We start from the raw sequence: 26329 nt of genomic DNA on the forward strand, positions 1-26329 counted from the left end.
TATGCCACATGGCGGGGTTTCTCAAGCTATGGGTTGCATTTGGCCGCTTTTCAAATGCGTGAGCAGGGGCTACCTAATTGCCATGACACAGACACTTACCCAGATCTACGAGGCCCGCGTGGCCGAGGGCGCTCTGCGTGGCGATGACGCGCAGCGGGCCGTTTTGCCGCTTCTGGAGCGCGTTCGCCGCGATCTGGAAACTCCTGCCGCCGCACCGCAGAAAACCGGTTTTTTTGCGAAATTCGCCAAGAAAGCCACGCCCGAGCGGATCAAGGGGCTTTATCTTTGGGGCGGGGTCGGGCGCGGGAAATCCATGCTGATGGATCTCTTCTGCGAGGCGGTAACGGTGCCCAAGCGGCGTGTCCATTTCCATGCCTTCATGCAGGAAGTGCAGAACGATATCGAGAAAGCCCGCAAGGCCAAGGTCGAGGATGCCATCCAGCCGGTCGCGAAACGAATCGCATCCGAGCTGAAGCTGCTGTGTTTCGATGAGATGCAGATCACTGATATTGCAGATGCGATGATCGTGGGGCGCCTGTTCGAGCTGTTGTTCGAGGCCGGTGTCGTTGTGGTGACCACCTCCAACCGCGTGCCGGAAGATCTTTATAAGGACGGGCTCAACCGCCAGCTTTTCCTGCCCTTTATCGCGATTTTGCGTGACAGACTGGAGGTGCACGAGATCACCTCGGTCAATGATTACCGTCAGAACCGTCTCTCCGGGAGCCAGGTCTATTTCACGCCCGCAGACCGCGAGGCGAAGGCGCAGATGGATGCGCTCTGGGATGAGCTGACGGGCGGTGCCGGCGAACCGCTGTCACTGGCCTATAAGGGCCGCGAGATCACGTTGCCACAATACCACAATGGCGTGGCGCGCGCGTCTTTCTGGGATCTCTGTGCCGCAAATTTGGGCGCAGGGGACTATCTCGCAATTGCAGAAAATGTTCGGGTTTTGTTTCTTGACGCGATTCCGCGTCTGGATTCATCGAACTTTAACGAGGCTAAGCGTTTTGTAACCATGATCGATGCACTCTACGAGGCAAAGGTCCGGTTGATCGCTTCTGCGGCAACCGAGCCGGAGCACCTCTATAACGAGGGCACCGGCAGTTTCGAATTTGAACGCACCGCCTCCCGTTTGCGCGAAATGCAGGCCGCGGATTGGGGGAAAACCGACGGAGACTGACATGCAGGCCCTAGAGCGCGATATTTCACAGATCGAAGAGATCGAAGCGGTTGCCCGTGATCTGAAACGCGCTCTGGAGCAGTTGCCCGGCTGGGCGGGTACCCGTGTGGAAGAGGTGCTGCGCCTGACGCCCGAACGGGCCGTGGTGGTCATCCGTCGTCGCGACGAATATTTCGTGCTCAAGCAGTTCTTCGGCGAGAAAGGTCCCGCAAGGGCGACGCTGATGGCCGAGGCGCTGGGGCATGCCGCGCATATGCAGGACGGCGCGTATCGGGTCGTGCCGCTGGTGGCCTCATATGCCACACAGGGCATTGTTATCATGGCCCGCACGCCGGGGCTACGGATGGACCGTATTCTGGCGGATGCCGTGTCCGAGACGCGGCTGCGGCTGGTGGGGGCGGCAGGTCACTGGCTGGCGCGCTATACCGAGCCCACCCGTGCCGAGGGGCGCTTCTATGCGACCTTCTGGCTACGCCAGATCGAGGATCTGCCGCATCGCCATATGCAGGGCGATGCGCGCGAGTTGTCCTTCCAGATCCTCGACAAGATGGCGCGCATGGCACCCGATCTGAACGGGCGCGCGGTAATTCGCGCCCGCAGCCATGGCGATTTCGTTGACCGTAACCTGAACGTTGCTCCCGATGGCGAAACACTCTGGGGTTTTGATATCGACCGCTATCCGCTGCAACCTGTGGCGCGGGACGCGGCGCGCTTCCTCACTTGGCGGGCGACCGACGGGATCGGGCATCCAGCAAAAGCAGGGCTGCCCAGAGACGAGGTATCCGCGATGGCCGCAACCGATCTGCTGCCGCAGGAAGAATGGCACGATATCGTGCCGTTCTTTGCAGGCGAGACCCTGATCCGGCGTTTTGCCGACCGCATGAGCGACATGGACCGGCTGGTCCCTGCCGCCCGCGCATGGCTCGCTTAAGCGGGCATCTCGGCGAGGATCTCGCGCACGCGCGGGATCACCTGCGTGCCATATAGCTCGACATTGCGCAGGATGGCCGAGGCTTTCTGCGGACCCGAGCTGTATTTCAGCTGGAACCGGCCCAGCCCGAGCGTAGCCACCGTCGAGGCGATCTTGGCGGCAACAGTTTCGGGGGAGCCCACATAGAGCGAGCCATGCTCGATCTCGCGCAGATAATCCTCGCGCCGCAGCGGCGGCCAGCCGCGCGAGGCGCCGATGGCGGCATGCATCTTCTGATAGCCTTCGAAATAGGTCTCGCGAGCGATCTCGTCGGTTTCGGCCACAAAGCCCGGGCTATGCACACCCACCTCTTTTGGTGTGGTGCCCATTTGCGCATGCGCGCGGCGATAGAGGTCCACAAGCGGTGCAAACCGCGCGGGCGAGCCGCCGATAATCGCGATCAGCAGCGGCAGGCCATGCGCCGCCGCCGAGATGATGCTATCGGGCGAGCCGCCCACACCGCGCCATGTGCGGATCGGCATCTCGGGGCGCGGATGGACCGTGGCGTTTTTCAGGTTCGGGCGGAAGCGGCTCTCGAAGCTCACTTTCTCGTCACGGATCAGCTTCACGAACTGCTCGAATTTCTCCTCGAACAGCGCCTCGTAATCATCGAGCGCGAAGCCGAAGAGCGGGAAGCTCTCGGTAAAGGAGCCACGGCCGAGGGTGACCTCGGCGCGGCCCTGCCCGAAGGCGTTCATCGTGGCAAAGCGCTGGAACAGGCGGATCGGGTCATCCGAGCTCAGCACCGTGACCGAGGTCCCGACCCTGATGCGCGAGGTCTGCGCCAGAATGGCGGACATGATTGGCTCGGGGCTCGAGATCGCGAAATCGGGGCGGTGATGTTCGCCCAGACCGATGAAATCCGCGCCTGTTTCTTCGGCCAGAATGCCCTCGGTAACAGTATTGCGGATCACTTGCGCGGGCGACAGGCGCGCGCCGGTATCGTCGGTGGTGATGTCCCCGAAAGTGTCGAGGCCGAGTTCGAGATGGGTCATGGGTTGGCTCCTTCGCTTGGCCGCAATCTATGCAAAAAGGGGCCGGTTCCCTAGCCCCTCCCAGCGCACAAGACCTGTTCGGCCCGAGAGATCAGCCGAGAGATCAGCCGTTCTCGCGCAGGATATTGCCCGCTAGATAGAGCGAGCCGCAGATCAGCACGCGGGAATGGGGGGCTTTTGCAAGGATGCGCGCCAAGGCCTCGGTCACACTCGCCGCCTGTGCGACATGGCCGAACCCCGCCCGTGTCGCGGCCTCTGCGGTGGCCTGCGAGGGCAGTGTGTTCGCCTCATTGGGGATCGACACGGCGGTCAGGCTTTCGGCGCGCTTGGCCAATGGGCGCAGATAGCCCACAATATCCTTGGTGTTGAGCATGCCGCAGATCAGGTGCGTCGGGCGATTGCCCATCCGGTCGAGCGTCGCAGCGATCATCTCTCCGGCGGCAGGGTTGTGCCCGCCATCGAGCCACAGCTCCGCATCCTGTGCAGCCTCGACCAGCGGGCCGGTCTTCAGGCGTTGCATCCGCGCGGGCCATTCGGCACGGGTGACAGCCGCCTCGCAGGCCGCCTCGTCACAGCCAAGGAACCGCAGCGCTGCCAGAACGGTACCGGCGTTCATCACCTGATGGGGGCCGGGCAGATTGGGCAGCGGCAGATCCAGAAGGCCGGTCTCGTCCTGATAGACGAGCCTGCCGGCTTCCTCGCGCACATGCCAGTGCTGGCCATAGGCCAGAACCGGCGCACCCAGACGCGCCGCGCGGGCCTCGATCACCTCCAGCGCCTCGTCATGCTGCGGGCCTACGATCACCGGCACCCCGCGCTTGATGATACCCGCCTTCTCGCCCGCAATCTCTGCCAGAGTCTCGCCCAGATACTGCTGGTGATCGAGATCCACCGGCGTGATGATCGACAGCGCGGGCGTGATCACATTGGTCGCATCGAGCCGCCCGCCGAGCCCCACCTCCAGCAAGGTGTAATCGGCCTGATGGCGCGAGAAGGCCAGAAACCCCGCGCAGGTGGTGATCTCGAAGAAAGTGATGTTTTCGCCGTTATTCTTGGCCTCGCATTCATCGAGCATGGCCGACAGCTCCGCCTCGGAGATCAGCTCTCCGGCCAGACGGATGCGTTCGTGGAAACGTGCCAGATGCGGCGAGGTATAGGCATGGACGGATTTGCCCGCCGCATCGAGCCCCGCGCGGATCATGGCCTGGGTGGAGCCCTTGCCATTGGTGCCTGCGATATGGATCGCCGGCGGGATCTTGGTCTGCGGCTCGCCAAGCGCGGTCAGCAGACGCTCCATCCGGTCCAATGTCAGGTCGATGATCTTGGGATGCAGCCCCATCAGACGCTGCAGGATGATATCGGACGTGTCACTCATGGAAGCCCCCTAAGGCATAGGCAATCAGGGTGCGCCAATGGCGCATCCCTGCGCGGGGGCGGGGGCTCGATGCCCGCGGCGCCGCGACCCGCCGATATCGTCACAACTGTGCCGCGTCGCTACGGCACGAACCCTCAGCTTCTGGCTGCGGCTTTGGCAGGTGTCTCGGCAGGGGCCGCCGCTGCAGGCGCGGGCGCCGCCTCGGGGATGTCCGCCTTGATCTCGGGCGCGGGCAGGTCGGCTGCCACAGCAGGCGGCATGTTCATCATCATGCGGATGATGGTGATCAGCTCCTCGCGCAGTTCCTTGCGCGGCGTCACGCGGTCAAGCATGCCGTGATCCAGCAGATATTCGGCGCGCTGGAAGCCCTCGGGCAGCTTCTCGCGGATTGTCTGCTCGATCACGCGGGGACCGGCAAAGCAGATCAGCGCATTGGGTTCGGCAATCTGCACATCGCCCAGCATCGCGTAGGAGGCGGTCACACCGCCGGTTGTGGGATGGGTCAGCACGACGATATAGGGCAGGCCCGCCTCGCGCAGCATATCCACGGCCACGGTCGTGCGCGGCATCTGCATCAGCGACAGGATCCCTTCCTGCATCCGCGCGCCACCGGCGGCCGAGAACAGCACCAGCGGGCGGCCCAGTTTCACCGCGCGCTCGGCGGCGGCCACGATGGCATTGCCGACATACATCGACATCGAGCCACCGATGAAGCTGAAATCCTGACCGGCAGCCACAATAGGCGTGCGGCCGATCTCGCCCTCGACGACCAGCATGGCTTCTTTCTCGCCGGTCTTCTTCTGGGCAGATTTCATCCGCTCGGGATATTTCTTCTGGTCCTTGAAATGCAGCGGATCGACGATCGGCTCGGGGACTTTCACCTCGGTGAAGATACCGCCATCAAACAGCGCCTCGAACCGCTTGCGCGGGCTGATCGCCATATGGTGGTTGCAATTCGTGCAGACATTCAGGTTCTGAGCCAGTTCGCGGTGAAACAGCATCGACCCGCATTCCGGACATTTGGTCCAGAGATTTTCCGGCGTGTCCCTACGCGAGAAAAGCGAGTTGATCTTCGGGCGGACGTAGTTCGAGATCCAGTTCATGTCTTTGCGGCCCCTTTGGCTCCTATTGCGGTCCAGATAAGACGGGTCGAACAGAAATGCAATCAACGAGCGTTCAAACCCGCAGGCTGAGCCGGATCAAAAGCCATGAAACCGTAATTGACGCACCATCGACCAACATAAGCGGGGCGATTGTGTTAAAATCTTGGAGATTTGCGACCACACTGAACAGCGAGATCCCGTCGAGATGGCCGTAATAGCTGATCAGCAGGATCGCCGAGAGGTTATTGACGAAATGGAAGGCCAGCGCTGCCCCCAGATTTCCGGTGCGCGCTGTCAGATCGGCCGCCAGCAGCCCGTAGAACGCCGCCCAGACCACCGGCCAGAAGGACATCGCGCCAAAAGTCGTCCCGTCATAATGAAGCGCCCCGAATAGCAGCGAGGGCAGGCCCATCGTGATCCACAGATTATTGCCCGACCACGCGCCCAGCTGCTGCATCAGATAGCCGCGGAATAGCACTTCCTCGGCGCCGATCTGGAGGAAGACCAGCGGGATGATAAGCGGCCACCAGGGTAATGCCGCCGAAAGCGCTGTGGAATGGCCGACATCGGGGGCCATCGAGGTGAACCATGCCAGAATGATGGTGAGCGCGAGAAGCGGCCAGAAGGCACGACGGAAATCCGACCCCGTGCCCTTACCCAGAAGGCTGCGGGGCGTGCGTTTGCCCAGATATTGCGTGACGGTCATCACGCCCGCCACCAGCGGCAGGAAGCTGCCCAGCAACACTGCCACACCAAAGGGGCTCGAGCCGTTCGCGATCTCCTGCAGCCGGAACATCCGCGCCAGCCCGCTGGTGTGGGCGAGGCTCGTCCCCACCAGTATCGAGGCACCCAGCCCGTAGATCACCACGATCGCGATCAGCCCGATCAGCGTCCGCCACAGGGCACAATGGGCACGGGCCGGTGCAGTGAAGCGGTCAAGAAGCGGGTAATGCGGCACGGTCTATCCGTTCGGTTGAGGTCGTGGCCCAAGCTAAGGGCTGCGCGGGCGGTTGTCACGCTGATCGGTGTGGGGCTTTCTCTTTACATTTACGCGGGTCGGGCAGATGGTCGCGTTCTCGTTACTGCCCTCAGGAGGTCCCATGTTTGAAGTGTCACTCGATCTGGCCATGCTGCTTCTGGGGGCGGCCTTCTTTGCGGGGTTTGTCGATGCCATTGCGGGCGGGGGCGGGCTGATCACCGTGCCGATCCTGATCATGGCGGGGGCCTCGCCGCTTCAGGCGCTGTCCACCAACAAGGTGCAGGGTGTGTTCGGTGCGGCGACCTCGGCGCTTTCCTATGCGGGTTCGGGCCATGTGGACCTGCGCAAACAGTGGAAGGCGGCGCTCCTGTCAGGGGTCGCGGGGCTCGCGGGCGCTATTCTGGTCTCGAAAATTCCGACCGATGGTCTGCGCTATGCGCTGCCGGTGGTGCTGATCGCGATCGCGGCCTTCTTCGCCTTCCGTCCGGGGCTGGGCGACGAGGACCGTGTCGAGCGTATCCGCCCCGCAGCCTTCACCGCCTTTGTCGTGCCGCTGGTTGGTTTCTATGACGGGTTGATCGGTCCGGGGACGGGCAGCTTCTTCATGATCGGGTTCGTCATGCTGGCGGGCTATGGTGTGCTCAAGGCCACAGCCCATACTAAACTGCTCAATTTCGCCTCCAATGTCGGCGGTCTGATCGGCTTTGCCGCGATGGGCGCGCCGTGGTGGGTGATGGGCCTGTCGATGGGCGTGGCACAGATCTTCGGGGCGCGGCTCGGCTCGCACATGGCCATGAAGAATGGCGCGAAACTGATCCGTCCGCTGCTGGTCGCGACCTCGAGCATTCTGGCGCTGAAGCTGATCTGGGATCTGCTCTGATCAGCCCCGATCAAAGGCCATATCATAGGGGAGCGCGAATTCCTCTAGCGTCTGGCGCAGGGCCTCGCGGTCACATCCCGCCTCCGCACGGATGACGGCCACCAGTCCGCGCGTGCGGTCCTGACGCACCTCTGTCACCTTCGCGGCCAATCCGCGCTCGGTCAGCGCGCCCGACAGCACCCGCCCGATCGCCCGACGGCGCAGCTCGGGTTTGTAGATCTTGCCGACAGCGGTCTTGGGCAGTTCGGGCAGGATCTCGATATGTTTCGGGATCGCGGCACGTTCGTGGACATTTGCGCGCAGATAGTCGAGCAACTCCTCCTCGCGGACCTGATGGCCCTCGCAGAGTTCCACATAGACGCAGGGCAACTCGCCCGCAAAGGCATCGGGCTGGCCGATGGCCCCCGCATTGGCGATGGCCGGATGGCGCGCCAGTGGCTCCTCGATCACGGCGGGGTCGATATTATGGCCGCCACGGATGATCAGATCCTTGGCGCGACCGGTGATCCACAGATAGCCATCGGCATCGACGCGGCCCAGATCGCCGGTGCGCAGGAAGCCGTCCTCGGTATGATGGGCCTCGCCATTGGGGCAGGTATCGCGCGCGACACCCGGACTGCGCACACAGATTTCGCCGATCTCGTCCACCGCGCATTCGATGATGTCGCCGAATTCCTGACGGCGGATGGAGACATCGGTATAAGGCATCGGGATGCCGATCGAGCCGATCTTCTTCACCCCGTCCGGCGGGTTGACCGACACGAGGCAGGTGGCCTCGGTCAGCCCGTAGCCCTCGGTGATCTCCACGCCGGTGGCGGCGGTGAAACGGTGATACAGCTCGCGCGGCATCGGCGCAGAGCCCGAGATCGCAATTCTGAGCGAGGAGATATCGGCATCCACCTTGCGCTGCATCAGCGCCGAGGAGGCCGTGGGCACGGTGATCAGGAAGGTTACCTTCCAGCGCGCGATCAGTTTCCAGAAATTGTCGAAAACGCCTTCGCCACGATAGCCCGCAGGCGTGGGATAAACGATATGCGCCCCGCTCGCGATGGCCGACATCAGCACCGGATAGGCGGCGAAGACATGGAACATCGGCAGCGGGCACAGGAGCACATCCTGCTCGTTGAACAGCATATGCCCGCCCAGCCAGCCGTTATAGACCATCCCCGAGACCCGATGCCGCGCGATCTTGGGTGTGCCGGTGGTGCCGCCCGTGTGGAAGATCGCAGCGATCCGGTCCTCGGACGGGTCCTCGAACTGCAGCGTCGTGGCTTGGTCCGCGCAGGCCGCGTGGAAATCGTGATAGGTCCGGCCTTCGAGACGCGGCACCTTGGAGCGGATCATCGGCACGACGAGCCGTTTGAGCCCGCGCAGATAGCGTGTCAGATCGACCTCGATGATATCGGTCACCTCGGGCGCGTCCTTCAGGGCTTGCGCCACTTTCTGCGCGATATCGGTCTTGGGGAAGGCGCGCAGGGTGATCACCGCGCGGGCGCCCGTCTCGCGCAGCAGGCTCGCGATATGCGCGGGATCAAGGAGCGGGTTGATCGGGAAAACGGTCGCGGCCACGGTGCCTGCCAGAAAGCTGACCACCGCCTCGTTACAATTGGGCAGGATATAGGCCACGCGGTCTTCGGGCCCGAGCCCGCGCGCGCGTAGCAGATTGGCCAGACGGGTGACCTGAGCGTGCAGGCTGGCCCAATCGAGCGTCTCGGCCGGTGCATCGGCCCCGGAGAATAGCTGGAAGGAGATCGCCGGACGGGCGGGATGCGCCTGTGCCGTCTGCGACAGGAAGCGGTAGATGGTGGAAGGTCTCGGGCGCGCCTGCCATGGCATTTCGGCCTCGACCGCGATCCGGTCCTCTATCGTTCTGAAATGTTTCATATCGCGGGGTCCTGCTTGTCGCGCGGAATCTGGGGCCTGAGCCTGAGTGGCGTTGCACCATATGTAGACAATCCGGCGCGGCAAATCCATGATCTCTCGCATCGGCGGGAGAGGCGCATCGAGGGGGATTTGCGGGAGATTTCCAACAATGATGTGAAATCCGGTAACAGGGGCTTTCCTGTCAGGTCAATTCTGCGCTATTATCCCCAGATCGAGTTCAATTACGTTTCGCGCTGAGAATAAAGAGCATAAGCCGTTCTGGCGGAACCGAGGCACCAAGCAGCTGGAGGCTGTATCTATGATGAATTCCGTTCTGCGCAGCACTGTTGCCGCCGCGATGACCTGCGCAGCCATGAGCCTGCCCGCCGTCGCGCAAGAGACGACCAACCGTGTTGCCGCCGAAACCGACTGGAGCGTCTTTGTCGAGGGCAATCCAAAGGAATGCTGGGGCGTGTCTGCCCCCAAGACGACCGTCAACAGCAAGGATGGCCAGCCGGTGCAGGTGCGCCGCGGTGATATCCTCCTGTTCGTGACCTACCGTCCGGGCAAACAGCCCGAGATCTCCTTCATGGGCGGCTACCCGTTCGAGGGCGGCTCGACCGTTGATATGGATGTGGGCGGCAAGAAGTTCACGTTGTTCACCGATGGCGAAGGCGCATGGGCGGGCTCCGCTGATGAGGATAAAAAGATCATCGCTGCGCTGAAAGCCGGTGCCGATGTCACGCTGACCGGCCACTCGGGTCGCGGCACGCAGACCAAGGATACCTTCTCGCTGATGGGCTTTACCGCTGCGATGGGCGAAGCGGAGAGCCGCTGCAAATAAGCGGTTGCTGACTGTGATTTGAAACGGGCCCGTCGAGGCCCGTTTTTTCATGCGCGGTGTCAGGGGCGGCCTTGCTGGCAGCGGGCTGACCTTTGCGTGACTGGCGAAGCAGTCTGCGCGCCTCTCCCGGACGGAGCACGGGGAGGGCGGGCTGCGGATCGGACATGCCGTGCAGCTCGGGATGGGTCTTGATCACTTCTGCGCCCGGAAACAGGCTTTCTACCGTCGCACCATTCACGAAAAGGATGCTGTGTTTCGGTAACAGGATATTCCGCATTTCGACTGCTTTGGCCGTCGAGGTCACACGGATCTGCTGGTCGGTCCGGCCGGCGTTGCACGCGCGACGGTGGGGACAGTCGCGCAGGGCGCAGATATCGGGATGGCAGCCATGTTTGGCGGCGGTCAGGAAATGCGGCAGATCGGGGTGCGGACCGCTGAGGGCCAGCCTGTGCTGCGGCGAGAGATGGAGCGGATGATAGGGACGATGCGTATCGAAATGGTGTCGTGGCACCCTGACGACCGGATCGCGCCTCGGTCTGAGCAGGCTGGTGCCGATCCAGAGGACCCTTTGCGGCCCGTTATCTTGTGTATCGACCAGATCACCTACGCGTAGGGATGCAATCGGACGGTCCCGCCCGCACGCACGGATAAAGGCATGACTGTCGATACACAAAATGCTCTGGCTTTGAATATTGTAGCCGACCGGCGCCGCATCGACCACGAGTGCAATGGCGCCGGTCAGATTGGGGGCACCGTCGGGATAGATGAAATAGATTTGTCCGCCCGCATCGTGCGCGATGATCAGATCGACAGCTGTGCCAGTCGGTATGATGACACTCATGAAACTGACGCCGGGCTGGGCCAGCCCCGAACCGATCATGGTCAATGTCTTGCCGCCGGAGATGAAGGTCTCGCCAACGGTCAGCAAATGGTCCTCGTCCGTAAGGGTTTGACCGGTCTGTAGTGCGCCGAAATTGCCCAGAAGGATTGTCTGGTTCGAGCTCATCAGATCATTCAGGACGAGCCCACCATTATAGGTCTGTTGGGAAACTATTGGCATCGGTGAGTGATAAACGTCAGGGTTGATGTGGCGTAGATGAGTCTTCCTTGGGTTGATGATCTTCCTACAAAGATAACGAATGGTTTATGATACTCGGATACTTTTGCATGTGGCACAGGGCGGCCTTGTAGGAAGCGGGACGCCGCGGCTGCCTTTGGTATTTGTTTTTTTCTACGAATCCTGTATAGGGGCCACTCATTTTCAGGAAATCGCCATGACCGACGCATCCGCACCGATCACGCAGGACGTGCTGACGATCCCGCGCAAAGACCTCCAATCCGACAAGATCAATCTTGTCGGTCTGACCCGCCCGCAGCTGCGCGCGGCGCTGATCGAGGCTGGCACGCCCGAGAAGCAGGCGAAGATGCGTGAGGGCCAGATCTGGCAATGGGTCTATTACTGGGGTGTGCGCGATTTCCACGCCATGACCAATCTGGCCAAAGCCTATCGCGAGATGCTGGAGGCAAAGTTCGAGATCCGTCTGCCCGAGGTGGTCACGCGCCAGATCTCGGAAGACGGCACCCGTAAATATCTGCTGCGCATTCAGGGCGGGCATGAGGTCGAGGCCGTCTATATCCCCGAAGAGGGCCGCGGCACGCTCTGCGTGTCAAGCCAGGTGGGCTGCACGCTGACCTGCTCGTTCTGCCATACCGGCACGCAGAAACTGGTGCGCAACCTGACTGCAGGCGAGATTGTGGGCCAGCTGATGCTGGTGCGCGATGATCTGGGCGAATGGCCCGAGCAGAATTCGCCGAAAAACGAACAGCGCCTTGTGTCGAATGTCGTGCTGATGGGCATGGGCGAGCCTCTGTATAACTTCGACAATGTCCGCGATGCGATGAAGGTCGTGATGGATGGTGAGGGGCTCTCGCTCTCGCGCCGCCGGATCACCCTCTCGACCTCGGGTGTGGTGCCGGAGATTGCCAAGACCGCCGAGGAAATCGGCTGTCTTCTGGCGATCAGTTTCCATGCCACCACCGACGAGGTGCGCAACAAGCTGGTGCCGATCAACAAGCGCTGGAATATCGAGACGCTTCTGGATGCGCTGCGGGAGTATCCGCGCCTGTCCAATTCGGAACGCATCACCTTCGAATATGTGATGCTGAAGGATGTGAACGATACCGATGCGGATGCGCGCCGTCTGGTGAACCTGATCAAGGGCATTCCTGCCAAGATCAACCTGATCCCGTTCAACGAATGGCCCGGTGCGCCCTATCAACGCTCGGATTGGGAGCGGATCGAGCGTTTTGCCGATATCATCTACAAGGCGGGCTATGCCTCGCCGATCCGAACGCCGCGTGGCGAGGATATCATGGCCGCCTGTGGCCAGCTGAAATCCGCGACCGAGCGGGCCCGCAAATCCCGCAAGGAAATCGAGTCCGAAGCAGGGCTTTGAGCAAAAGGCCGCCCATCGGGGCGGCCTTTTGCGTTCTGCATGACGGTTGTGTGAACCTGTCAGGAACCGCGCGCGGCAACGCAGCGTTTTGGCCCCATCAATAATGGATGGAGCGGACAATGACGCGGACCGAACAGCGCGATATTCTCGACGATTGGCATGACCTGATGAACATGAGCCCCGCCGAGCTGGAGGCGTGGCTCGAGACCGAGGAAAGCCGCAGTGCCTGTGCGATGGTGGGCCGGAACAGCCAGTTGACCGCGTTGAAGGTGCTGGAGCTGGCACGGTTGAAGCCCACCGACCTGACCGCAGCCGAATGGGCCAAGATGCGCGAGATCACCTTCGATATCGAGCGGTCACTTGCCGCAGGCCGCCCTTCGGACGCTGCCGCCCAAACCGCATGGCGTTATGCGCTGATGAATTACGGGCATGATCCTCTGCGCTATTGAGGCGTCACATCGGGGGAACATTCCCGTGATCCGCTGCGTTGGCAGTCCATGACGGAGACCCCCATGACCGATGTGACCATTGCCGCCCCCGAACCGTTTGCCCTTTTGCCGCAGATGCGGACGCCGGATGGCAAAGCCCGCCGGATCGGGGTGGAGATCGAGTTCTCGGGCCTCGACGAGGCCCGCACCGCGAAACTTGCCGCCGAGTTTTTTGGTGGCGAGGCGCATCAGACGGATGGTGCGGATTGGGACGTGCGTGGCAGCCGGATCGGGGATCTCGAGATCTATCTTGATATCGCTCTGCGCAAAACGCTCTCCGGCCCTTTGCGCGATCTGGGGATGAAGATCGGGCGCGAGGTGGTGCCTGTCGAGATCGTGACCCAGCCGCTGAAGCTCGACCAGATGGCCGAGTTGTCGGAGTTCATGTCCATGCTGCGCGAACATGGGGCGCTGGGCAGCGAGGCGAGCGCGGTCTACGGGTTCGGGATCCATTTCAACCCGGCAATTGCCGGGCCAGATCAGGTGGTGCGTCCGCTCCTGGCCTATGCGCTTCTGGAGCCGTGGATGCGCCGCGCCCTGCCGATCGAGACGACGCGGCAGGCGTTGCCCTTTACCGACCGCTATCCCGAAAAACTGGTGCGCCATTTGGTGGAGCTGGGCATGGATACCAGTCTGCCCGATGTAGTGCGCGCCTATCGTGAGGCCACTCTGTCGCGTAATCACGGGCTGGATATGCTGCCGGTCTTCGTGGAGCTCCATCCCGAGATCATCGCGGCGACGGATGGCAAGGGCGGCACGGTGAAACCGCGCCCCGCCTTCCATTTCCGTCTGCCCGATTGCCGCATTTCCGACCCAGACTGGTCGCTGGATTACGAATGGCGCCGCTGGTGGCTGGTGGAGTCGGTGGCCGGTAATGATGCCGTGATGCGCCGGTTGTGCCGTGATTGGGAGAAGGAGCATTCGGGGATGAATTTCCTCGGACTTGGCTGGCCCGAACGGGTTGGCGCGATTTTGCGCGGGGCGGGCCTGATTGCATGAGACGACCGCTGATCGGCGTGACGACCTCGGTGAAAACCGGCTGGCGTGTGTTCCCCTTCATTGCCTTCGGCGTGTGGCTGGCCGGTGGCCGCTCCATCCGCTGGAGCGCGGGCGACGAGGCCGATGCGGCATCGGTGGACGGCGTTATCGTGGGGGGCGGCGATGATATTTCGCCCGAGCTTTACGGGGGCGAGCTGGTCACCACCGCTGTGCTGGATCCTGCGCGCGATGCGCTGGAGGCGGGGCTTGTGGCGCAGGCTTTCGGGCTGGGAAAGCCTGTGCTGGGGATCTGTCGCGGCTCGCAGATGCTGAATGTGGCTCTGGGTGGCAACCTGCATCAGGACGCCTATAGCCATTACGGCGCGCGCAAACATTCGACCCTTCTGCCCAAGAAAGACGTGCAGGTGGTGGACAACACCCGCCTTGCGCAGCTGGCTGGCACGGCGCCGATGCGGGTCAATGCGCTCCATTCCCAAGCGGTAGACCGCTTGGGCGAGGGGCTGGTGGTGGCCGCACGCGACCCCTCGGGCATGGTGCAGGCGATCGAGCGGGTGTCCGAACCCTTTGCCTTGGGTGTGCAGTGGCACCCCGAATACCTGACCTATGCCCGCCGCCAGCGGGCGCTGTTCCGCGCGCTGGTGGCGGCGGCTCGCGCCTGCTGCGAGGACCGCGCCCAGCTCGAGGAGGTCAGCAACGAGGCGCTGAAACCCTAAGCGGCCATCAGCACTCGCAATCGGGCTGGAACCCGTCAAGCGCCGCCATCGCCTCTTCGGCGGTTTCCACGAAAGTGATCAGATCCAGATCGTCGCGCGCGATGGTGCCGGCCTCGGCCAGCGCCTCCCAGTTGATGATCTTTTTCCAGAACTCCTCGCCAAAGAGGATGAAGGGCACCCGCTTCATGCGTTTGGTCTGGATCAGGGTCAGCGTCTCGAACATCTCGTCGAGCGTGCCGAAACCACCGGGGAAGACGACCACCGCTGCCGCCCGCATCAGGAAATGCATCTTGCGGATCGCGAAATAGTGGAAGTTGAACGAGAGCGAGGGCGTGACATAGGCATTGGGGGCCTGTTCATGCGGCAAGAGGATATTGAGTCCGATGGATTCGCCCCCTGCCTTATGCGCGCCCTTGTTACCGGCCTCCATTACCCCCGGACCGCCGCCGGTGCAGACCACCAGCTCGCGGCCATAGGCCGCCAGCGAGCGGGCGGTGACCAGCTCGGCAAAACGTTCGGCCTCGGCGTAATATTTCGTGAGCTCACCCAGGTAGGGCGTCTTGGCGGTATCCTTCTTCTCGGGCGAGGGGATGCGCGCGCCGCCGAACATTACCACCGTCGAGGTGATCCCGCGCTCGTCCATGACAAGTTCGGGCTTGAGAAGCTCGAGCTGCAGCCGCACGGGGCGCAACTCCTCGCGCATGAGGAAGTCCTTGTCGGTAAAGGCGAGTTTATAGGCAGGCGAGCGTGTCTGCGGCGTGTCCGGCACCCGCTCGGCAAAGCGCGCATCCTCGGCGCTGTCGCGCAGCGTCGAGTTATGGGGCTCTGGAAAGTCGGGGTTGTAATCGGTGGCCATGGGGAACTCCTGTCACTGGTTGCACTGAATCTAGGCGGTTTATGAAGGCTTCGCCAGTGTCGCAGGATAACGGTTTGGCATTGAGAATTTCCAAAATCGCTGGCATTACGTGACCCGAACAGAAATGCTTGGAGAAGACCATGTCGAATGCACAGCTTGAAGCGGCGATCGAAGCCGCTTGGGAGACCCGCGACACGATCACGCCCGCAACCACCGGCGAGACCCGTGAAGCCATCACCGATACCCTCAACGCTCTCGATTCCGGCGCGCTGCGCGTGGCCGAGAAACAGGCAGATGGTAGCTGGCATGTGAACCAATGGGCGAAGAAAGCCGTGCTGCTGGGCTTCCGTCTGAAAGACATGGAAATCCACGAAGGCGGCCCGCAAGGCAGCGGCTGGTGGGACAAGGTCGACAGCAAGTTCAAGGGCTGGGGAGAGAACCAGTGGAAAGCCGCAGGCTTCCGCGCGGTGCCGAACTGTGTCGTGCGCCGCTCGGCCTATATCGCCAAGGGCGTGGTCCTGATGCCCTCCTTCGTGAACCTCGGCGCCTATGTCGATGAAGGCACCATGGTCGATACCTGGGCCACCGTCGGCTCCTGCGCCCAGATCGGTAAAGGCGTGCACCTGTCGGGCGGCGTCGGCATCGGTGGCGTGCTCGAGCCCATGCAGGCCGGCCCGACCATCATCGAGGATAACTGCTTCATCGGTGCGCGGTCCGAGGTTGTCGAGGGCGTGATCGTCCGCGAAGGCTCGGTTCTGGGCATGGGTGTCTATATCGGCCAGTCGACCAAGATCGTGGATCGCGAGACCGGCGAAGTTATGTATGGCGAAGTGCCGCCCTATTCGGTGGTCGTGTCGGGTTCGATGCCGTCGAAAAACGGCGTGCATCTCTACTGCGCGGTTATCGTGAAGCGCGTGGACGAGAAGACCCGCTCGAAAACCGGTGTGAACGAACTGCTGCGCGACTGATCGCGGGACAGCTAACAGAAAAAGGGCTGCTCTGCGGAGCGGCCCTTTTTTAGTGCGGTCGGGGCAGGCAGGCGTTTATTGCGCGTAGCTCCCGATGATCTGGCGCAGACGGATCAGCGCTTCCTCGGCCTTTTGGGCAGAGTCTTCCAGCCCCGCGGCGATATTCTCTTTCAACGACTCATCCAGCGCTCCGTTCCGGCGCAGCATTTTGGCACCGCATCCGATCACGGTGGTGATATTGGCAAGCGTATGGGCGATCTCTTGCAGATCCTGCTGCGGATCGGGAAGGCTTTCTGCGGTCAGGCGGGTGGCGCATACGAGGATATTGGAGACCGTCTCCTCGCGGTTTTTCAGCGGGATCAGGGTGATGGACCATGAGGTCTCATAGCCCGGACCCTGCCAGACCGTCTCGAACGCGCAGCGCTGGCCCGAGAAGGCCAGATCCACACAGTTGCGGGCCATCTCGCCATCAACGCCCATCAAGACATCACGCCATGCGCGGGAACATTTCTCGACAAAGCCATGGTCTGGCAGGGCCAGACCCTGCCGGTGGGCGGCCACGACCTGCCTCTCGCGGTCGATGATGATCGCACTGGTCAGGGCTGTTTCGGTGGGCAGTGCCTGCAGATGGCCTGACGGTGCCGGAAGAGCCTGATTTTGCGTGAATTCTTCCGTGAAAAGCATATGAGATTCTCCAATATCGATCATCTCTTGGCCGACAGTATCAATAGAACAGATCAATCATGCATGATTTTTGTATATTGTAAAGGATCCCGGGAACGACGCATGCCGATAGTTACAGGTTTTTACGATTTCACGGAACCCGATCTCGATATGCGGTGTTGTGCCTCCAAACGCATTAAGCATGGAGTAAACACATGGCCGGACTTGGTTGGATTGCCGCAATTATCGTGGGTGGCCTTGCAGGGTGGATCGCTGAGAAGCTGATGCATTCGGATATGGGCCTGCTGATGAACATCGTTCTGGGGATCGTCGGCGCTGTCGTGCTCAACTTCATCCTCGTCGCGATCGTCGGTACCACGCTGGGTGGCTGGATCGGTCAGCTGATCGTGGGTGTCATCGGTGCCTGCATCCTGATCGGCGGTTACCGCATGATCCGCCGCGCATAACCTGCGCCGCACCTCATTGTCTCGGAAGAGCCTGCCCCTCGGGGCAGGTTTTTTCGTTTGACGGCAGGGCGCGCGCTTTCTAAGCGGGAGCAAAGGAGCGCCATCATGCCAGATACCCCCGCCGACAAGCCTGCCGAGAAGCCCGCCGACAAAGCCGGGATCAAAAAGCCCAAACGCCCGCAGGAGGTCTATACTCTGGTCGTCGAGGTCGGGCGCTGTGCCAATGACGGGCTGCCCAAAGGGGCTACCGGCGGCGCACTGATGTGCTTTGCGTCCGGCGTGGACGAGGCCGAGGCGGTGCGTGAAACCGTCGCCATCCTGAAGCAGGCCGAGCTGGCACCGCTTGATGTCAACAGCTATGGCACGTTGGCCGAGCGCGAGGCACAGGGCCATGAGGTGAGCGAGGACGAGCGCGCTCTGATGCAGCGGGCGCTTGACGAGAATTCGGTCATCGTGGCGCAGATGACACCGTTCTACAAAGACAGCTGAGGCGGCGGAAAGCTGCTGGGCACGAGGAAATTCACACTCGATCACAGCGGCTTCATTGCAACCTATCGGCGGCCTGCTACACTGTAGGGAAGGCGGCGCGAAGCCGCATTTCCGAGCAGATAAAAGGGACGCCCATGTATCGCGCCGCTAAAGTGACTTTGATTTCCCTGATGGCTTTTTCCAGCCTCTCGGCCTGTGCGGGGCCGGTCGAGGTCTCGCCCCGCCCGCTGATGCGCGGGGCCGATCCGGTCGCCGATCCGGTGCCAGATACCGATCCTGCGACACAGGCCCGTTTCGAAGCATGGGTAAACAACTTCCGCGCGCGCGCCCTTTCGAACGGGATCTCGGCCGGGACATGGGATCGCGCCACCCGTGGCATCAAATATAACCCCAAGGTGATCGAGCGCGACCGCTACCAGTCCGAGTTCACCAAGTCGATCTGGGATTATCTCGACAGTGCCGTCTCTGACACCCGCGTGAGCAATGGCCGTGCCGTGCTTTCGGAAAACCGCGCGGCCCTGACCCAGATCGAGGCGCGCTATGGTGTGCCCAAAGAGGTAGTCGTGGCCGTCTGGGGGATGGAATCCAATTATGGCGCCAATCGTGGCAAGATGGCGGTGATCCCGTCTCTGGCGACGCTCGCCTATGACGGGCGCCGCGGCGAGTTCTTTGCCAAGCAGCTGATCGCCGCGCTCCAGATCATCGATGCGGGCGATATCGATGCCGCGCATATGACCGGCTCGTGGGCGGGGGCGATGGGGCATACCCAGTTCATCCCGACCTCCTATCTGACCTATGCGGTCGATTTTACCGGCGATGGCCGCCGCGATATCTGGTCGAGCGATCCAACCGATGCGCTGGCCTCCACCGCCTCCTATCTGGCGAAATCGGGCTGGCAGCGGGGCGTGGAATGGGGGCGCGAAGTGGTTCTGCCCGCAGGCTTCAATTACGGTCTGACCGGCAAGGGCACCCGTAAATCGGCGTCCGAATGGGCGGCGCTGGGTGTGCGTGATGCGAATGGCCGCAGCCTGCCCGATATGGGGCCGACATCGATCATCGTGCCGGCGGGGGCCAAAGGGCCCGCCTTCCTGATCTCGGGCAATTTCCGCGCGATCCTGCGCTACAACAACGCCGATAGCTACGCGCTGGGCGTGAGCCATCTTGCTGACCGTGTCGCGGGCAAGGGGCCGTTTGTGCAGGACTGGCCGCGCACCGGCAAACCCCTGACGCAGGCGCAGAAAGTCGAACTGCAGGAGCGCCTGACCGCACGCGGTTTCGATACGCAGGGGACCGATGGCAAGATCGGGGCCAATACCACCGAGGCGATCGTGGCCTATCAACGCTCGGCGGGGCTGTCGCCTGATGGCTATCCCACGCTCGAGCTCTTGCAGACGCTGCGCTAACGCGCTTTCATGGCGGGACCAATCAGGAGCCCGCCATGACATCCTCGCCCGTGACTGCCCCGCTACAGACGGCCTTTGCTGCCATTGATGCCGCGAATGCCCAAGACCCCACCCTTGAGGACGGCCAACCTGCAGCGTTGCTATATGGCCAGCGCATGAGCGCCGAGCAGGAGGGGCTGTTCCCCGACGCCTCCGACCGTCTGAAGATCGCGGCCCGTGGCCAGCATATCGAGCGCTGGACCCTGCCGCGCAGCGATTATCCCGAAGGCCGCGCCGGATATCTGGAATGGCGCCGCGAGCAGGGCCGCCGCCATGCGGCGCGCGTGGGCGGCATCATGGCCGATGCAGGCTATGGCGAGGAGGATGTGGCGCAGGTCGAGAAGATGCTGCGCAAGGAAGGTCTCAAGCGCGATGCGGAGGTGCAGGCGCTGGAGGATATCATCTGCTTCACCTTCATCCGCCATTATCTGGGCGATTTCGCACAGACGCAGGAGGCCGACCAGCTTCTGTCTATTGTGCAGAAGACCGCCCGCAAGATGTCTCCCGAGGCAAGGGAGAAGGCTCTGGCGGCCTTCGAGATGCCGCCAGCTTTTGCCGAGGCTTTTATCTGAAAACCCCGACCGAGCGGACGGCTGCCTCAGGCAGCCGTTTTTTCCTCGATGGTGGGGGTCAGTTTCAGCTGTGACGGGCTGCGCTTGGAATATTGCACCGTAATGATGCCGAGGGTGATGATGATCACCCCGATGAAATCGCTCACGCCCAGCGGCTCGTGCAGGACCACGGCCGCAATGGCCACCCCGAAGAACGGGTTGAGGAAATGGAAGGTCGCGGCCTTCACGGCCCCCATACGCTCCACCAGCAGGAACCAGACGAAGGTCGCGAGCACCCCTGGCACCAGCGCCGTATAGAGGAAGGCCACCACAAGCTGCGGCGTATAGGTGATGTCATGCGGCTCGAAGAGCGCCGAGAGGAATGCCAGAGGCACCGCACCCACGAACATCTGTAGCCCCACTGTCATCAGCACATTGCCGCCCGAGGTTGCCCCGCGCACGGCGAGCGTGGCCACGGCGAGCGCCATCGCGCCCGCAAAGCACAAAGCGACGCCCATCGGGCTGACCCCGTCCGAAAGACGCGCCCCCATGATGATGGCAACGCCCGCGATCCCGAGGATCAGACCGGCAAGGCCCAGAGGTTTCATCCGGTCGCGCAGAACGATCCAGCTGAGCCCCGCCACGATCAGCGGCATGGTCGAGGCGATGATTGAGGCGACAGAGGCGCCCACCCATTGCATGGCAATGAAATTGAGCCCCAGATAGATCGCATTCTGGCACAGGCCGAAGATGATGACGCCGCGCCATTGGACCGCCGTCAGCTTCATGCTCTGTCCCATCAGCAGGGCGATGCCGCAGCCCACCACCCCAGACACGAGGAACCGGGCGGCCAGCGCCGCCATCGGGGGCGCTTCGGTGACAATTATCCGCGCCGAGGTAAAGGCCGAGGACCACATCAGGGCAAAAGCCAGCCCCATCAGAATTGCCCGAATATCCATGCTCTATCCATTCCAAACAGAAAGGGGGCCGCGCGATAACCGGCGACCCCCTTCGAGATGTCGTTTATCGACCCGATCAGACGTTGACCGAATCCTTCAGCGCTTTCGCGATGGTGACTTTAACCTGACGGTCAGCCGCTTTGGTCATGGTCTCGCCGGTTGCGGGATTGCGGACCTGACGCTCGGGGCGGTCTTTGCACATGAACTTGCCCAGACCCGGAAGGGTAACTGCACCACCTTCGGAAACTTCTTTGGTCACGATTTCGCTGATCGCGTCCAGAGCTGCCGATGCAGTTTTCTTATCCGCACCCATGGTTTCTGCCAGCGCGGTTACCAGCTGGGTTTTGGTCATCGGTTTCGACATCAAATATTCCTCTTTGTCGCCCCGCTTTTGCGGGATCAATTATCAGGCGCGAAAATCGCTCGTGGGCCTTGTAACACACGGTTTTCAGGCCGCCTGCAAGAGGTTTTCGGATCCCGCGCGCGAAAAATCGCGCGCGGGCCATGAATTTTGCATGATCGAAGGCAGGGCCGCTTCAGAGGAAGGCGGTTTCCTCGAAACTGCGCAATTTCCGGCTATGGATACGCGAGAGCGGCATATCCGAGATCAGTTCCATTGCGCGCACCCCGATCTGCAGGTGGTTGGCCACCTGTGTGCGGTAGAATTCGGTCGCCATCCCGGGCAGTTTCAGCTCGCCATGCAGCGGCTTGTCGGAGACGCATAGAAGCGTGCCATAGGGCACACGGAAGCGGAACCCGTTGGCGGCGATCGTGGCGCTTTCCATGTCGAGCGCCACCGCGCGGGACTGGCTGAGCCGTTGCACGGGGCCGGTCTGGTCACGCAGCTCCCAGTTACGGTTGTCGATGCTCGCCACGGTGCCGGTGCGCATGATACGCTTCAGCTCGTAGCCTTCGAGCTTGGTCACCTCGGCCACCGCATCCTGTAGCGCCACCTGTATCTCTGCCAGCGGCGGGATCGGCACCCAGAGCGGGAGATCGTCATCAAGGACGTGATCCTCGCGCAGATAGGCATGGGCCAATACGAAATCGCCCAGTTTCTGCGAGTTGCGCAGCCCCGCGCAATGGCCCACCATCAGCCAGGCATGCGGGCGCAGCACGGCGATATGGTCGGTCGCGGTTTTGGCGTTCGATGGCCCCACCCCGATATTGACCAGCGTGATCCCCTGACCATCGGGTTTCTTCATGTGGTAGGTGGGCATCTGCGGCAGTTTGGCCAGACCCGGGATCTCGCCCTGTGGATCGGTGATCTCGAAATTGCCGGGGGCGACAAAGCTCGTATAGCCCGAGGACGGATCGGACAGTTTCTCGCGCGCCATCTTCTCGAACTCGTCCACATAGAACTGGTAGTTGGTGAACAGCACATGGTTCTGGAAATGGTCGGCGGCGGTGGCGGTGTAATGCGAGAGCCGCGCCAGAGAATAATCCACACGCTGGGCCGTAAACGGCGCCAGAGGTTTGGTGCCATCGGGGCCGATGGTGAAGGTGCCGTTGACGATATCATCGTTCATATTGGCCAGATCGGGCACGTCGAAGACGTCACGCAGCGAGAAATCCAGCGCGCCTTCCTGCGGGATCGTGACATCGGGGCGCGAGGCCACCGCGAAATGCACAGGCATCGCGGTATCGGATGGGCCGACCTGCACCTTGATGTCGTGATTGCGGATCATCAGGTCCAGTTGCTGGGTCAGATAGTTGCGGAAGAGATCGGGCCGGGTGATCGTGGTGGCGAAAGTGCCCGGCACCGGCACATGGCCGAAGCTCAACCGGCTGTCATGCTTGAGATGCGAGGCCACGGTAATCCGGACCTCCGGATAATAGGCGCGGTAACGCATGCCGGCCCTGCCGCTTTCGAGCGTGGCGTTGAACTTCTCGAGGAGAAAGCTTGTGGCCTCGTCATAAAGCGCCTCGACACGGGCCACGGCAGCGGCGGCATCGTCAAAGAGTTCAGGCTCCGCAGAGGCCGGCATCTGGATTTCTAGGCGCTCACTCATTCAAAAAGCTCCGTCAGTTCGAATTTCGTCACATCCACAAGGCCAAGGTCAGAGATCCGGATCTCGGGGATCACGACAAGGGCCAGCAGGCTGTGCTGCATATAGGCGTTATTGAGGGTGCAGCCACATTCCGCCATGGCCTGCACCATCGCATCGGCACGCTTGGCCACGGTGGCGGCCGGATCATCCGACATCAGCCCCGCAATGGGCAGTGGCACCGAGGCCAGTTCGGCGCCATCCTTCCAGACGGAAATCCCGCCGCCCATCTCGCCCAAGCGGTTCGCGCAAAGGGCCATCATCTCGCGGTCGGTGCCCACCACGATCATATGGTGGCTGTCATGGGCCACGGTGGAGCCCATCGCCATCCGCCCCGTATAGCCGAAGCCCGAGACAAAGCCGTTGGTCACCTTTCCGGTGGCGCGGTGCCGCTCGACCAGCGCGATCTGGGCGACCTCGCCATGCGCCTCCACGCGGCCCTCGGTGACGGGCAGGGTGGCGGTCAGTGCGCGGGTAGGCGCTTGGTTTTCCACGACTCCGATCACGCGGGCGGTAACCTCATTGGCGCCCTCAGGCGCTTCGATGATGAAATCATCGGCCTCGAGCCGTTTGCCCAGCTTCACCGTCTGGCGTGCCGCAGGCGGCCAGTCGTAATGCGGGCACTCGACCATCAGCTTGCCATCCATCGCCACGGTCTGACCGCGGGCAATGACATGGTCCACCGGCAGGGTCTTCAGATCCGAGGACAGGATGATATCGGCACGCCGCCCGGGCGTGATCGAGCCCAGCTCGCGTTCCAGCCCGAAATGGGTGGCGGTGTTGATTGTGCACATCTGCAGCGCCACCAGAGGATCTGCCCCGCACTCCACCGCATGACGGTAGACGCGGTTCATATGGCCCTCGTTCACCAGAGTGCCGGAGTGGCAATCATCGGTGCACAGGATGAAGTTGCGCGGGTCCAGACCTTTCTCGGTGATGGCCGTGATCTGGCTTTCCACATCATACCAAGCAGACCCGAGCCGAACCATCGCGCGCATTCCCTGTCGCATGCGGGCAATGGCATCGGCCTCGCAGGTGCCCTCGTGGTCATCGGCAGGGCCACCCGCCACATAGGCGCGGAAAGGCGCCCCCAGATCGGGCGAGGCATAATGCCCACCTACCGTTTTGCCCGCCTCTTGGGTTGCGGCGATCTCGGCCAGCATCTTGGGGTCGGCATTCACCACGCCTGGGAAATTCATCATCTCGCCGAGGCCCACGATGCCCGGCCATGTCATGGCCTCGGCCACATCCTCGGGCGAGATCTCGAAACCCGTGGTCTCGAGCCCCGGAGCCGAGGGCGCGCAGGAGGGCATCTGGGTGAAGATGTTTACCGGCTGCAGGGCCGCCTCGTCATGCATCATCCGCACGCCCTGAAGGCCCAGCACATTGGCGATTTCGTGCGGGTCGGTGAACATGGTGGTGGTGCCATGCGGGATCACGGCTGCGGCAAATTCGGCAGGCGTCAGCATCCCGCTCTCGATATGCATATGCGCGTCGCAAAGCCCGGGCAGCATGAAGCGCCCCTCGGCCTCGATCACCTCCGTTTCAGGGCCTATGCAGGCTGTCAGATCGGGGGCTATGGCCGCAATGCGGCCATCGGCAATCGCGATATCGTGGCCGTCCAGCACCTCGCGGGTGTGGACATTGACCCATTTGCCCTGACGGATCACCAGATCGGCGGGCGCGCGCCCGGCGGCGACGGCGATCAGGCGCGTGGCGGCTTCGGGCCATGTTTTCAGTGTGTTCATATCCATGTCCCACTGTGCATTCGGATTTGATACAACGCAAGATGGTGCGAACATCGCGCGTTGTTTTGACGTTTCGTCCGCGCTACATCTTGCACATGACACAGATGCGAAAACCCAAGATCTCGATCACATATTGCACCGGTTGCAACTGGCTTTTGCGGGCCGGATGGATGGCGCAGGAACTTCTGCAGACCTTCACCGAGGATCTGGGCGAGGTAGCGCTGGTGCCCGGCTATGGCGGGGTCTACGAGATCCGGCTGGAGGGCGAGCTGATCTGGGAACGCAAGCGCGATGGCGGCTTCCCCGAACCCAAGGAGATCAAGCGCCGCATCCGCGACGTGATCTTCCCCGGGCGTGATCTGGGCCATATCGACAAACACAGCGAGGCAAAGCCATGAAAACCCTTCTTTCCATCGGCCATGGCTATTCGGCCCGTGCCATCGCGCCTGCGCTCATCGAGAATGGCTGGACGGTCTATGGCACTGTCCGCACGGAAGAAAGCGCGGCTCTGGCCGAGGCGCAGGGGGTGAAGCCGATTATCTGGACCGCGCCTGATGATCCGTCGGTGCTGCCTTTGGCGGAGGTCACGCATATCCTGTCCTCGGTCGCGCCCGAGCGGGGCGAGGACCAGATGGACCCCGTTCTGGCCTGTGCCGCGATGGAGATCGCCCATGCGCCGATGCTTGAATGGATGGGCTATCTGTCCACCATCGGGGTCTATGGCGACCGTGAGGGCGGCTGGGTCGATGAGTATTCCGAGCGCACGCCCTCGACCGCGCGGGGCCGCGCAAGGCTGCAGGCCGAGGAGATGTGGACACGTCTGGGCCAGATCGCCGATATTCCGGTGAACCTGTTCCGGCTGGCGGGGATCTATGGTCCGGGCCGGGGGCCGTTTGAAAAAGTGCGTCAGGGCAAAGCGCGGATTGTCGACAAGCCCGGACAGGTGTTCTCGCGCATCCATGTCGAGGATATCGCGCAGGTGGTCCATGCCGCGATCATGCGCCGCGATCTGTCGGGGGCGTGGAATGTCTGCGATGATTGCCCCATCGATCCGGGCGAGGTGCTGGCCTATGCTGCCGAGCTGCTGGGCATGCCCAAGCCGCCGGTCGTGGCCTTTGATGAAGCCTCCATGTCGCCCATGGCGCGCAGCTTCTATTCCGAATCGCGTCGGGTGAAGAATGACCGGATCAAGGACGAGCTGGGCGTGACGCTGAAATATCCCAATTACAAGGTCGGGCTACAGGCGCTGCTGGCGCAGTCCGAAGGATAAGTTTCAAGAGCCCGTCATCTGGC

General features: G+C 62.3%; 27 protein-coding genes. 15 read left to right on the plus strand and 12 right to left on the minus strand.

The window, feature by feature from the left end; genetic code table 11:
- The first annotated feature begins 82 nt into the window (after nucleotides 1-82).
- Nucleotides 83-1180: a cell division protein ZapE gene (gene zapE / locus ABEB22_RS05735; RefSeq protein ID WP_406871030.1), complete on the plus strand. Its 1098-nt coding sequence runs from the start codon at nucleotides 83-85 to the stop codon at nucleotides 1178-1180.
- Nucleotide 1181: 1 nt separating this feature from the next.
- Nucleotides 1182-2111: a hypothetical protein gene (locus tag ABEB22_RS05740; RefSeq protein WP_406871031.1), complete on the plus strand. Its 930-nt coding sequence runs from the start codon at nucleotides 1182-1184 to the stop codon at nucleotides 2109-2111.
- Here the strand turns inward: ABEB22_RS05740 and ABEB22_RS05745 are convergent.
- From ABEB22_RS05745 to ABEB22_RS05760, 4 genes are all read right to left on the minus strand, one after another.
- Nucleotides 2108-3145 carry an LLM class flavin-dependent oxidoreductase gene (locus ABEB22_RS05745; RefSeq protein ID WP_406871032.1) on the minus strand — a complete coding sequence of 346 codons (1038 nt, stop codon included), beginning with the start codon at nucleotides 3143-3145 and terminating at the stop codon, nucleotides 2108-2110. The genes ABEB22_RS05740 and ABEB22_RS05745 overlap by 4 nt on opposite strands.
- Nucleotides 3146-3248: 103 nt before the next feature.
- Nucleotides 3249-4520 (minus strand): bifunctional folylpolyglutamate synthase/dihydrofolate synthase, encoded by a 1272-nt coding sequence (locus tag ABEB22_RS05750; RefSeq protein ID WP_406871033.1) that lies wholly within the window; start codon nucleotides 4518-4520, stop codon nucleotides 3249-3251.
- A 134-nt stretch (nucleotides 4521-4654) separates the two neighbouring features.
- Nucleotides 4655-5623 (minus strand): acetyl-CoA carboxylase, carboxyltransferase subunit beta, encoded by a 969-nt coding sequence (gene accD, locus ABEB22_RS05755; protein ID WP_406871034.1) that lies wholly within the window; start codon nucleotides 5621-5623, stop codon nucleotides 4655-4657.
- 73 nt (nucleotides 5624-5696) lie between these two features.
- A complete protein-coding gene (locus ABEB22_RS05760; protein ID WP_350938446.1) occupies nucleotides 5697-6581 on the minus strand; it encodes a CPBP family intramembrane glutamic endopeptidase in 885 nt (294 codons plus the stop codon).
- A gap of 142 nt (nucleotides 6582-6723) precedes the next feature.
- On the opposite strand from ABEB22_RS05760, the gene ABEB22_RS05765 reads away from it, so the two are divergent.
- The gene (locus ABEB22_RS05765; protein ID WP_339113844.1) at nucleotides 6724-7482 is read left to right on the plus strand and encodes a TSUP family transporter; all 759 of its coding nucleotides are present in this window, start codon (nucleotides 6724-6726) and stop codon (nucleotides 7480-7482) included.
- Here ABEB22_RS05765 and ABEB22_RS05770 read toward each other — a convergent pair whose 3' ends face one another.
- Complete coding sequence (locus ABEB22_RS05770) at nucleotides 7483-9366, minus strand: acyl-CoA synthetase (RefSeq protein ID WP_406871035.1); 1884 nt, start codon at nucleotides 9364-9366, stop codon at nucleotides 7483-7485.
- Between the two features lie 298 nt (nucleotides 9367-9664).
- Here ABEB22_RS05770 and ABEB22_RS05775 point away from each other — a divergent pair, with 298 nt between their 5' ends.
- A complete protein-coding gene (locus ABEB22_RS05775; protein ID WP_339113842.1) occupies nucleotides 9665-10189 on the plus strand; it encodes an invasion associated locus B family protein in 525 nt (174 codons plus the stop codon).
- On the opposite strand, the gene ABEB22_RS05780 is transcribed toward ABEB22_RS05775, so the two are convergent.
- A complete protein-coding gene (locus ABEB22_RS05780) occupies nucleotides 10149-11249 on the minus strand; it encodes a Hint domain-containing protein (protein ID WP_339113841.1) in 1101 nt (366 codons plus the stop codon). The two genes, ABEB22_RS05775 and ABEB22_RS05780, sit on opposite strands and share 41 nt — an antisense overlap.
- Before the next feature lie 214 nt (nucleotides 11250-11463).
- Between ABEB22_RS05780 and rlmN the strand changes: the two genes are divergently transcribed.
- The 4 genes from rlmN to ABEB22_RS05800 all read left to right on the plus strand — a co-directional run bounded on the left by rlmN (nucleotide 11464) and on the right by ABEB22_RS05800 (nucleotide 14845).
- Nucleotides 11464-12645 carry a 23S rRNA (adenine(2503)-C(2))-methyltransferase RlmN gene (gene rlmN, locus ABEB22_RS05785; protein WP_350938440.1) on the plus strand — a complete coding sequence of 394 codons (1182 nt, stop codon included), beginning with the start codon at nucleotides 11464-11466 and terminating at the stop codon, nucleotides 12643-12645.
- A 119-nt stretch (nucleotides 12646-12764) separates the two neighbouring features.
- On the plus strand, nucleotides 12765-13094 hold the full coding sequence (locus ABEB22_RS05790) for a DUF3140 domain-containing protein (protein ID WP_339113839.1): 330 nt from the start codon (nucleotides 12765-12767) through the stop codon (nucleotides 13092-13094).
- A 63-nt stretch (nucleotides 13095-13157) separates the two neighbouring features.
- Nucleotides 13158-14132: an amidoligase family protein gene (locus tag ABEB22_RS05795; protein WP_406871036.1), complete on the plus strand. Its 975-nt coding sequence runs from the start codon at nucleotides 13158-13160 to the stop codon at nucleotides 14130-14132.
- Entirely contained in the window at nucleotides 14129-14845 is a 717-nt protein-coding gene (locus ABEB22_RS05800) for a gamma-glutamyl-gamma-aminobutyrate hydrolase family protein (RefSeq protein WP_406871037.1), read from the plus strand. The genes ABEB22_RS05795 and ABEB22_RS05800 overlap by 4 nt, the downstream gene beginning before the upstream one ends.
- Nucleotides 14846-14852: 7 nt before the next feature.
- Here ABEB22_RS05800 and ABEB22_RS05805 read toward each other — a convergent pair whose 3' ends face one another.
- Complete coding sequence (locus ABEB22_RS05805; RefSeq protein WP_339113836.1) at nucleotides 14853-15701, minus strand: LOG family protein; 849 nt, start codon at nucleotides 15699-15701, stop codon at nucleotides 14853-14855.
- Between the two features lie 140 nt (nucleotides 15702-15841).
- On the opposite strand from ABEB22_RS05805, the gene dapD reads away from it, so the two are divergent.
- Nucleotides 15842-16669, plus strand: a complete 828-nt coding sequence (gene dapD, locus ABEB22_RS05810) for a 2,3,4,5-tetrahydropyridine-2,6-dicarboxylate N-succinyltransferase (protein WP_339113835.1) — start codon at nucleotides 15842-15844, stop codon at nucleotides 16667-16669.
- Between the two features lie 75 nt (nucleotides 16670-16744).
- On the opposite strand, the gene ABEB22_RS05815 is transcribed toward dapD, so the two are convergent.
- On the minus strand, nucleotides 16745-17353 hold the full coding sequence (locus ABEB22_RS05815) for a hypothetical protein (RefSeq protein WP_406871038.1): 609 nt from the start codon (nucleotides 17351-17353) through the stop codon (nucleotides 16745-16747).
- A 194-nt stretch (nucleotides 17354-17547) separates the two neighbouring features.
- On the opposite strand from ABEB22_RS05815, the gene ABEB22_RS05820 reads away from it, so the two are divergent.
- The 4 genes from ABEB22_RS05820 to ABEB22_RS05835 all read left to right on the plus strand — a co-directional run bounded on the left by ABEB22_RS05820 (nucleotide 17548) and on the right by ABEB22_RS05835 (nucleotide 20302).
- Nucleotides 17548-17799 carry a GlsB/YeaQ/YmgE family stress response membrane protein gene (locus ABEB22_RS05820; RefSeq protein ID WP_339113833.1) on the plus strand — a complete coding sequence of 84 codons (252 nt, stop codon included), beginning with the start codon at nucleotides 17548-17550 and terminating at the stop codon, nucleotides 17797-17799.
- A 105-nt stretch (nucleotides 17800-17904) separates the two neighbouring features.
- Entirely contained in the window at nucleotides 17905-18288 is a 384-nt protein-coding gene (locus ABEB22_RS05825) for a hypothetical protein (RefSeq protein ID WP_350938429.1), read from the plus strand.
- Between the two features lie 170 nt (nucleotides 18289-18458).
- A complete protein-coding gene (locus ABEB22_RS05830) occupies nucleotides 18459-19691 on the plus strand; it encodes a lytic murein transglycosylase (protein WP_406871039.1) in 1233 nt (410 codons plus the stop codon).
- A 35-nt stretch (nucleotides 19692-19726) separates the two neighbouring features.
- Entirely contained in the window at nucleotides 19727-20302 is a 576-nt protein-coding gene (locus tag ABEB22_RS05835; RefSeq protein WP_339113830.1) for a DUF4202 domain-containing protein, read from the plus strand.
- A gap of 26 nt (nucleotides 20303-20328) precedes the next feature.
- Here the strand turns inward: ABEB22_RS05835 and ABEB22_RS05840 are convergent, their stop codons facing one another.
- The 4 genes from ABEB22_RS05840 to ade form a co-directional block, all read right to left on the minus strand.
- The gene (locus ABEB22_RS05840; protein WP_406871040.1) at nucleotides 20329-21240 is read right to left on the minus strand and encodes a DMT family transporter; all 912 of its coding nucleotides are present in this window, start codon (nucleotides 21238-21240) and stop codon (nucleotides 20329-20331) included.
- Nucleotides 21241-21316: 76 nt separating this feature from the next.
- Entirely contained in the window at nucleotides 21317-21604 is a 288-nt protein-coding gene (locus ABEB22_RS05845) for an HU family DNA-binding protein (RefSeq protein WP_339113828.1), read from the minus strand.
- 172 nt (nucleotides 21605-21776) lie between these two features.
- Nucleotides 21777-23252, minus strand: a complete 1476-nt coding sequence (locus tag ABEB22_RS05850; protein WP_339113827.1) for an AMP nucleosidase — start codon at nucleotides 23250-23252, stop codon at nucleotides 21777-21779.
- Nucleotides 23249-25042, minus strand: coding sequence for an adenine deaminase (gene ade / locus ABEB22_RS05855; protein WP_406871041.1), 1794 nt, complete (start codon nucleotides 25040-25042; stop codon nucleotides 23249-23251). Before ade ends, ABEB22_RS05850 begins: the two co-directional genes overlap by 4 nt.
- 89 nt (nucleotides 25043-25131) lie before the next feature.
- On the opposite strand from ade, the gene ABEB22_RS05860 reads away from it, so the two are divergent.
- Both ABEB22_RS05860 and ABEB22_RS05865 read left to right on the plus strand, forming a co-directional pair.
- A complete protein-coding gene (locus ABEB22_RS05860; protein WP_339113825.1) occupies nucleotides 25132-25434 on the plus strand; it encodes a SelT/SelW/SelH family protein in 303 nt (100 codons plus the stop codon).
- A complete protein-coding gene (locus ABEB22_RS05865) occupies nucleotides 25431-26306 on the plus strand; it encodes an SDR family oxidoreductase (RefSeq protein WP_406871042.1) in 876 nt (291 codons plus the stop codon). The genes ABEB22_RS05860 and ABEB22_RS05865 overlap by 4 nt, the downstream gene beginning before the upstream one ends.
- The last annotated feature ends 23 nt before the right edge of the window (nucleotides 26307-26329 follow it).

The sequence above is a fragment of the Thioclava sp. 'Guangxiensis' genome, assembly GCF_045348365.1.
Classification (GTDB): Bacteria; Pseudomonadota; Alphaproteobacteria; order Rhodobacterales; family Rhodobacteraceae; genus Thioclava; species Thioclava kandeliae.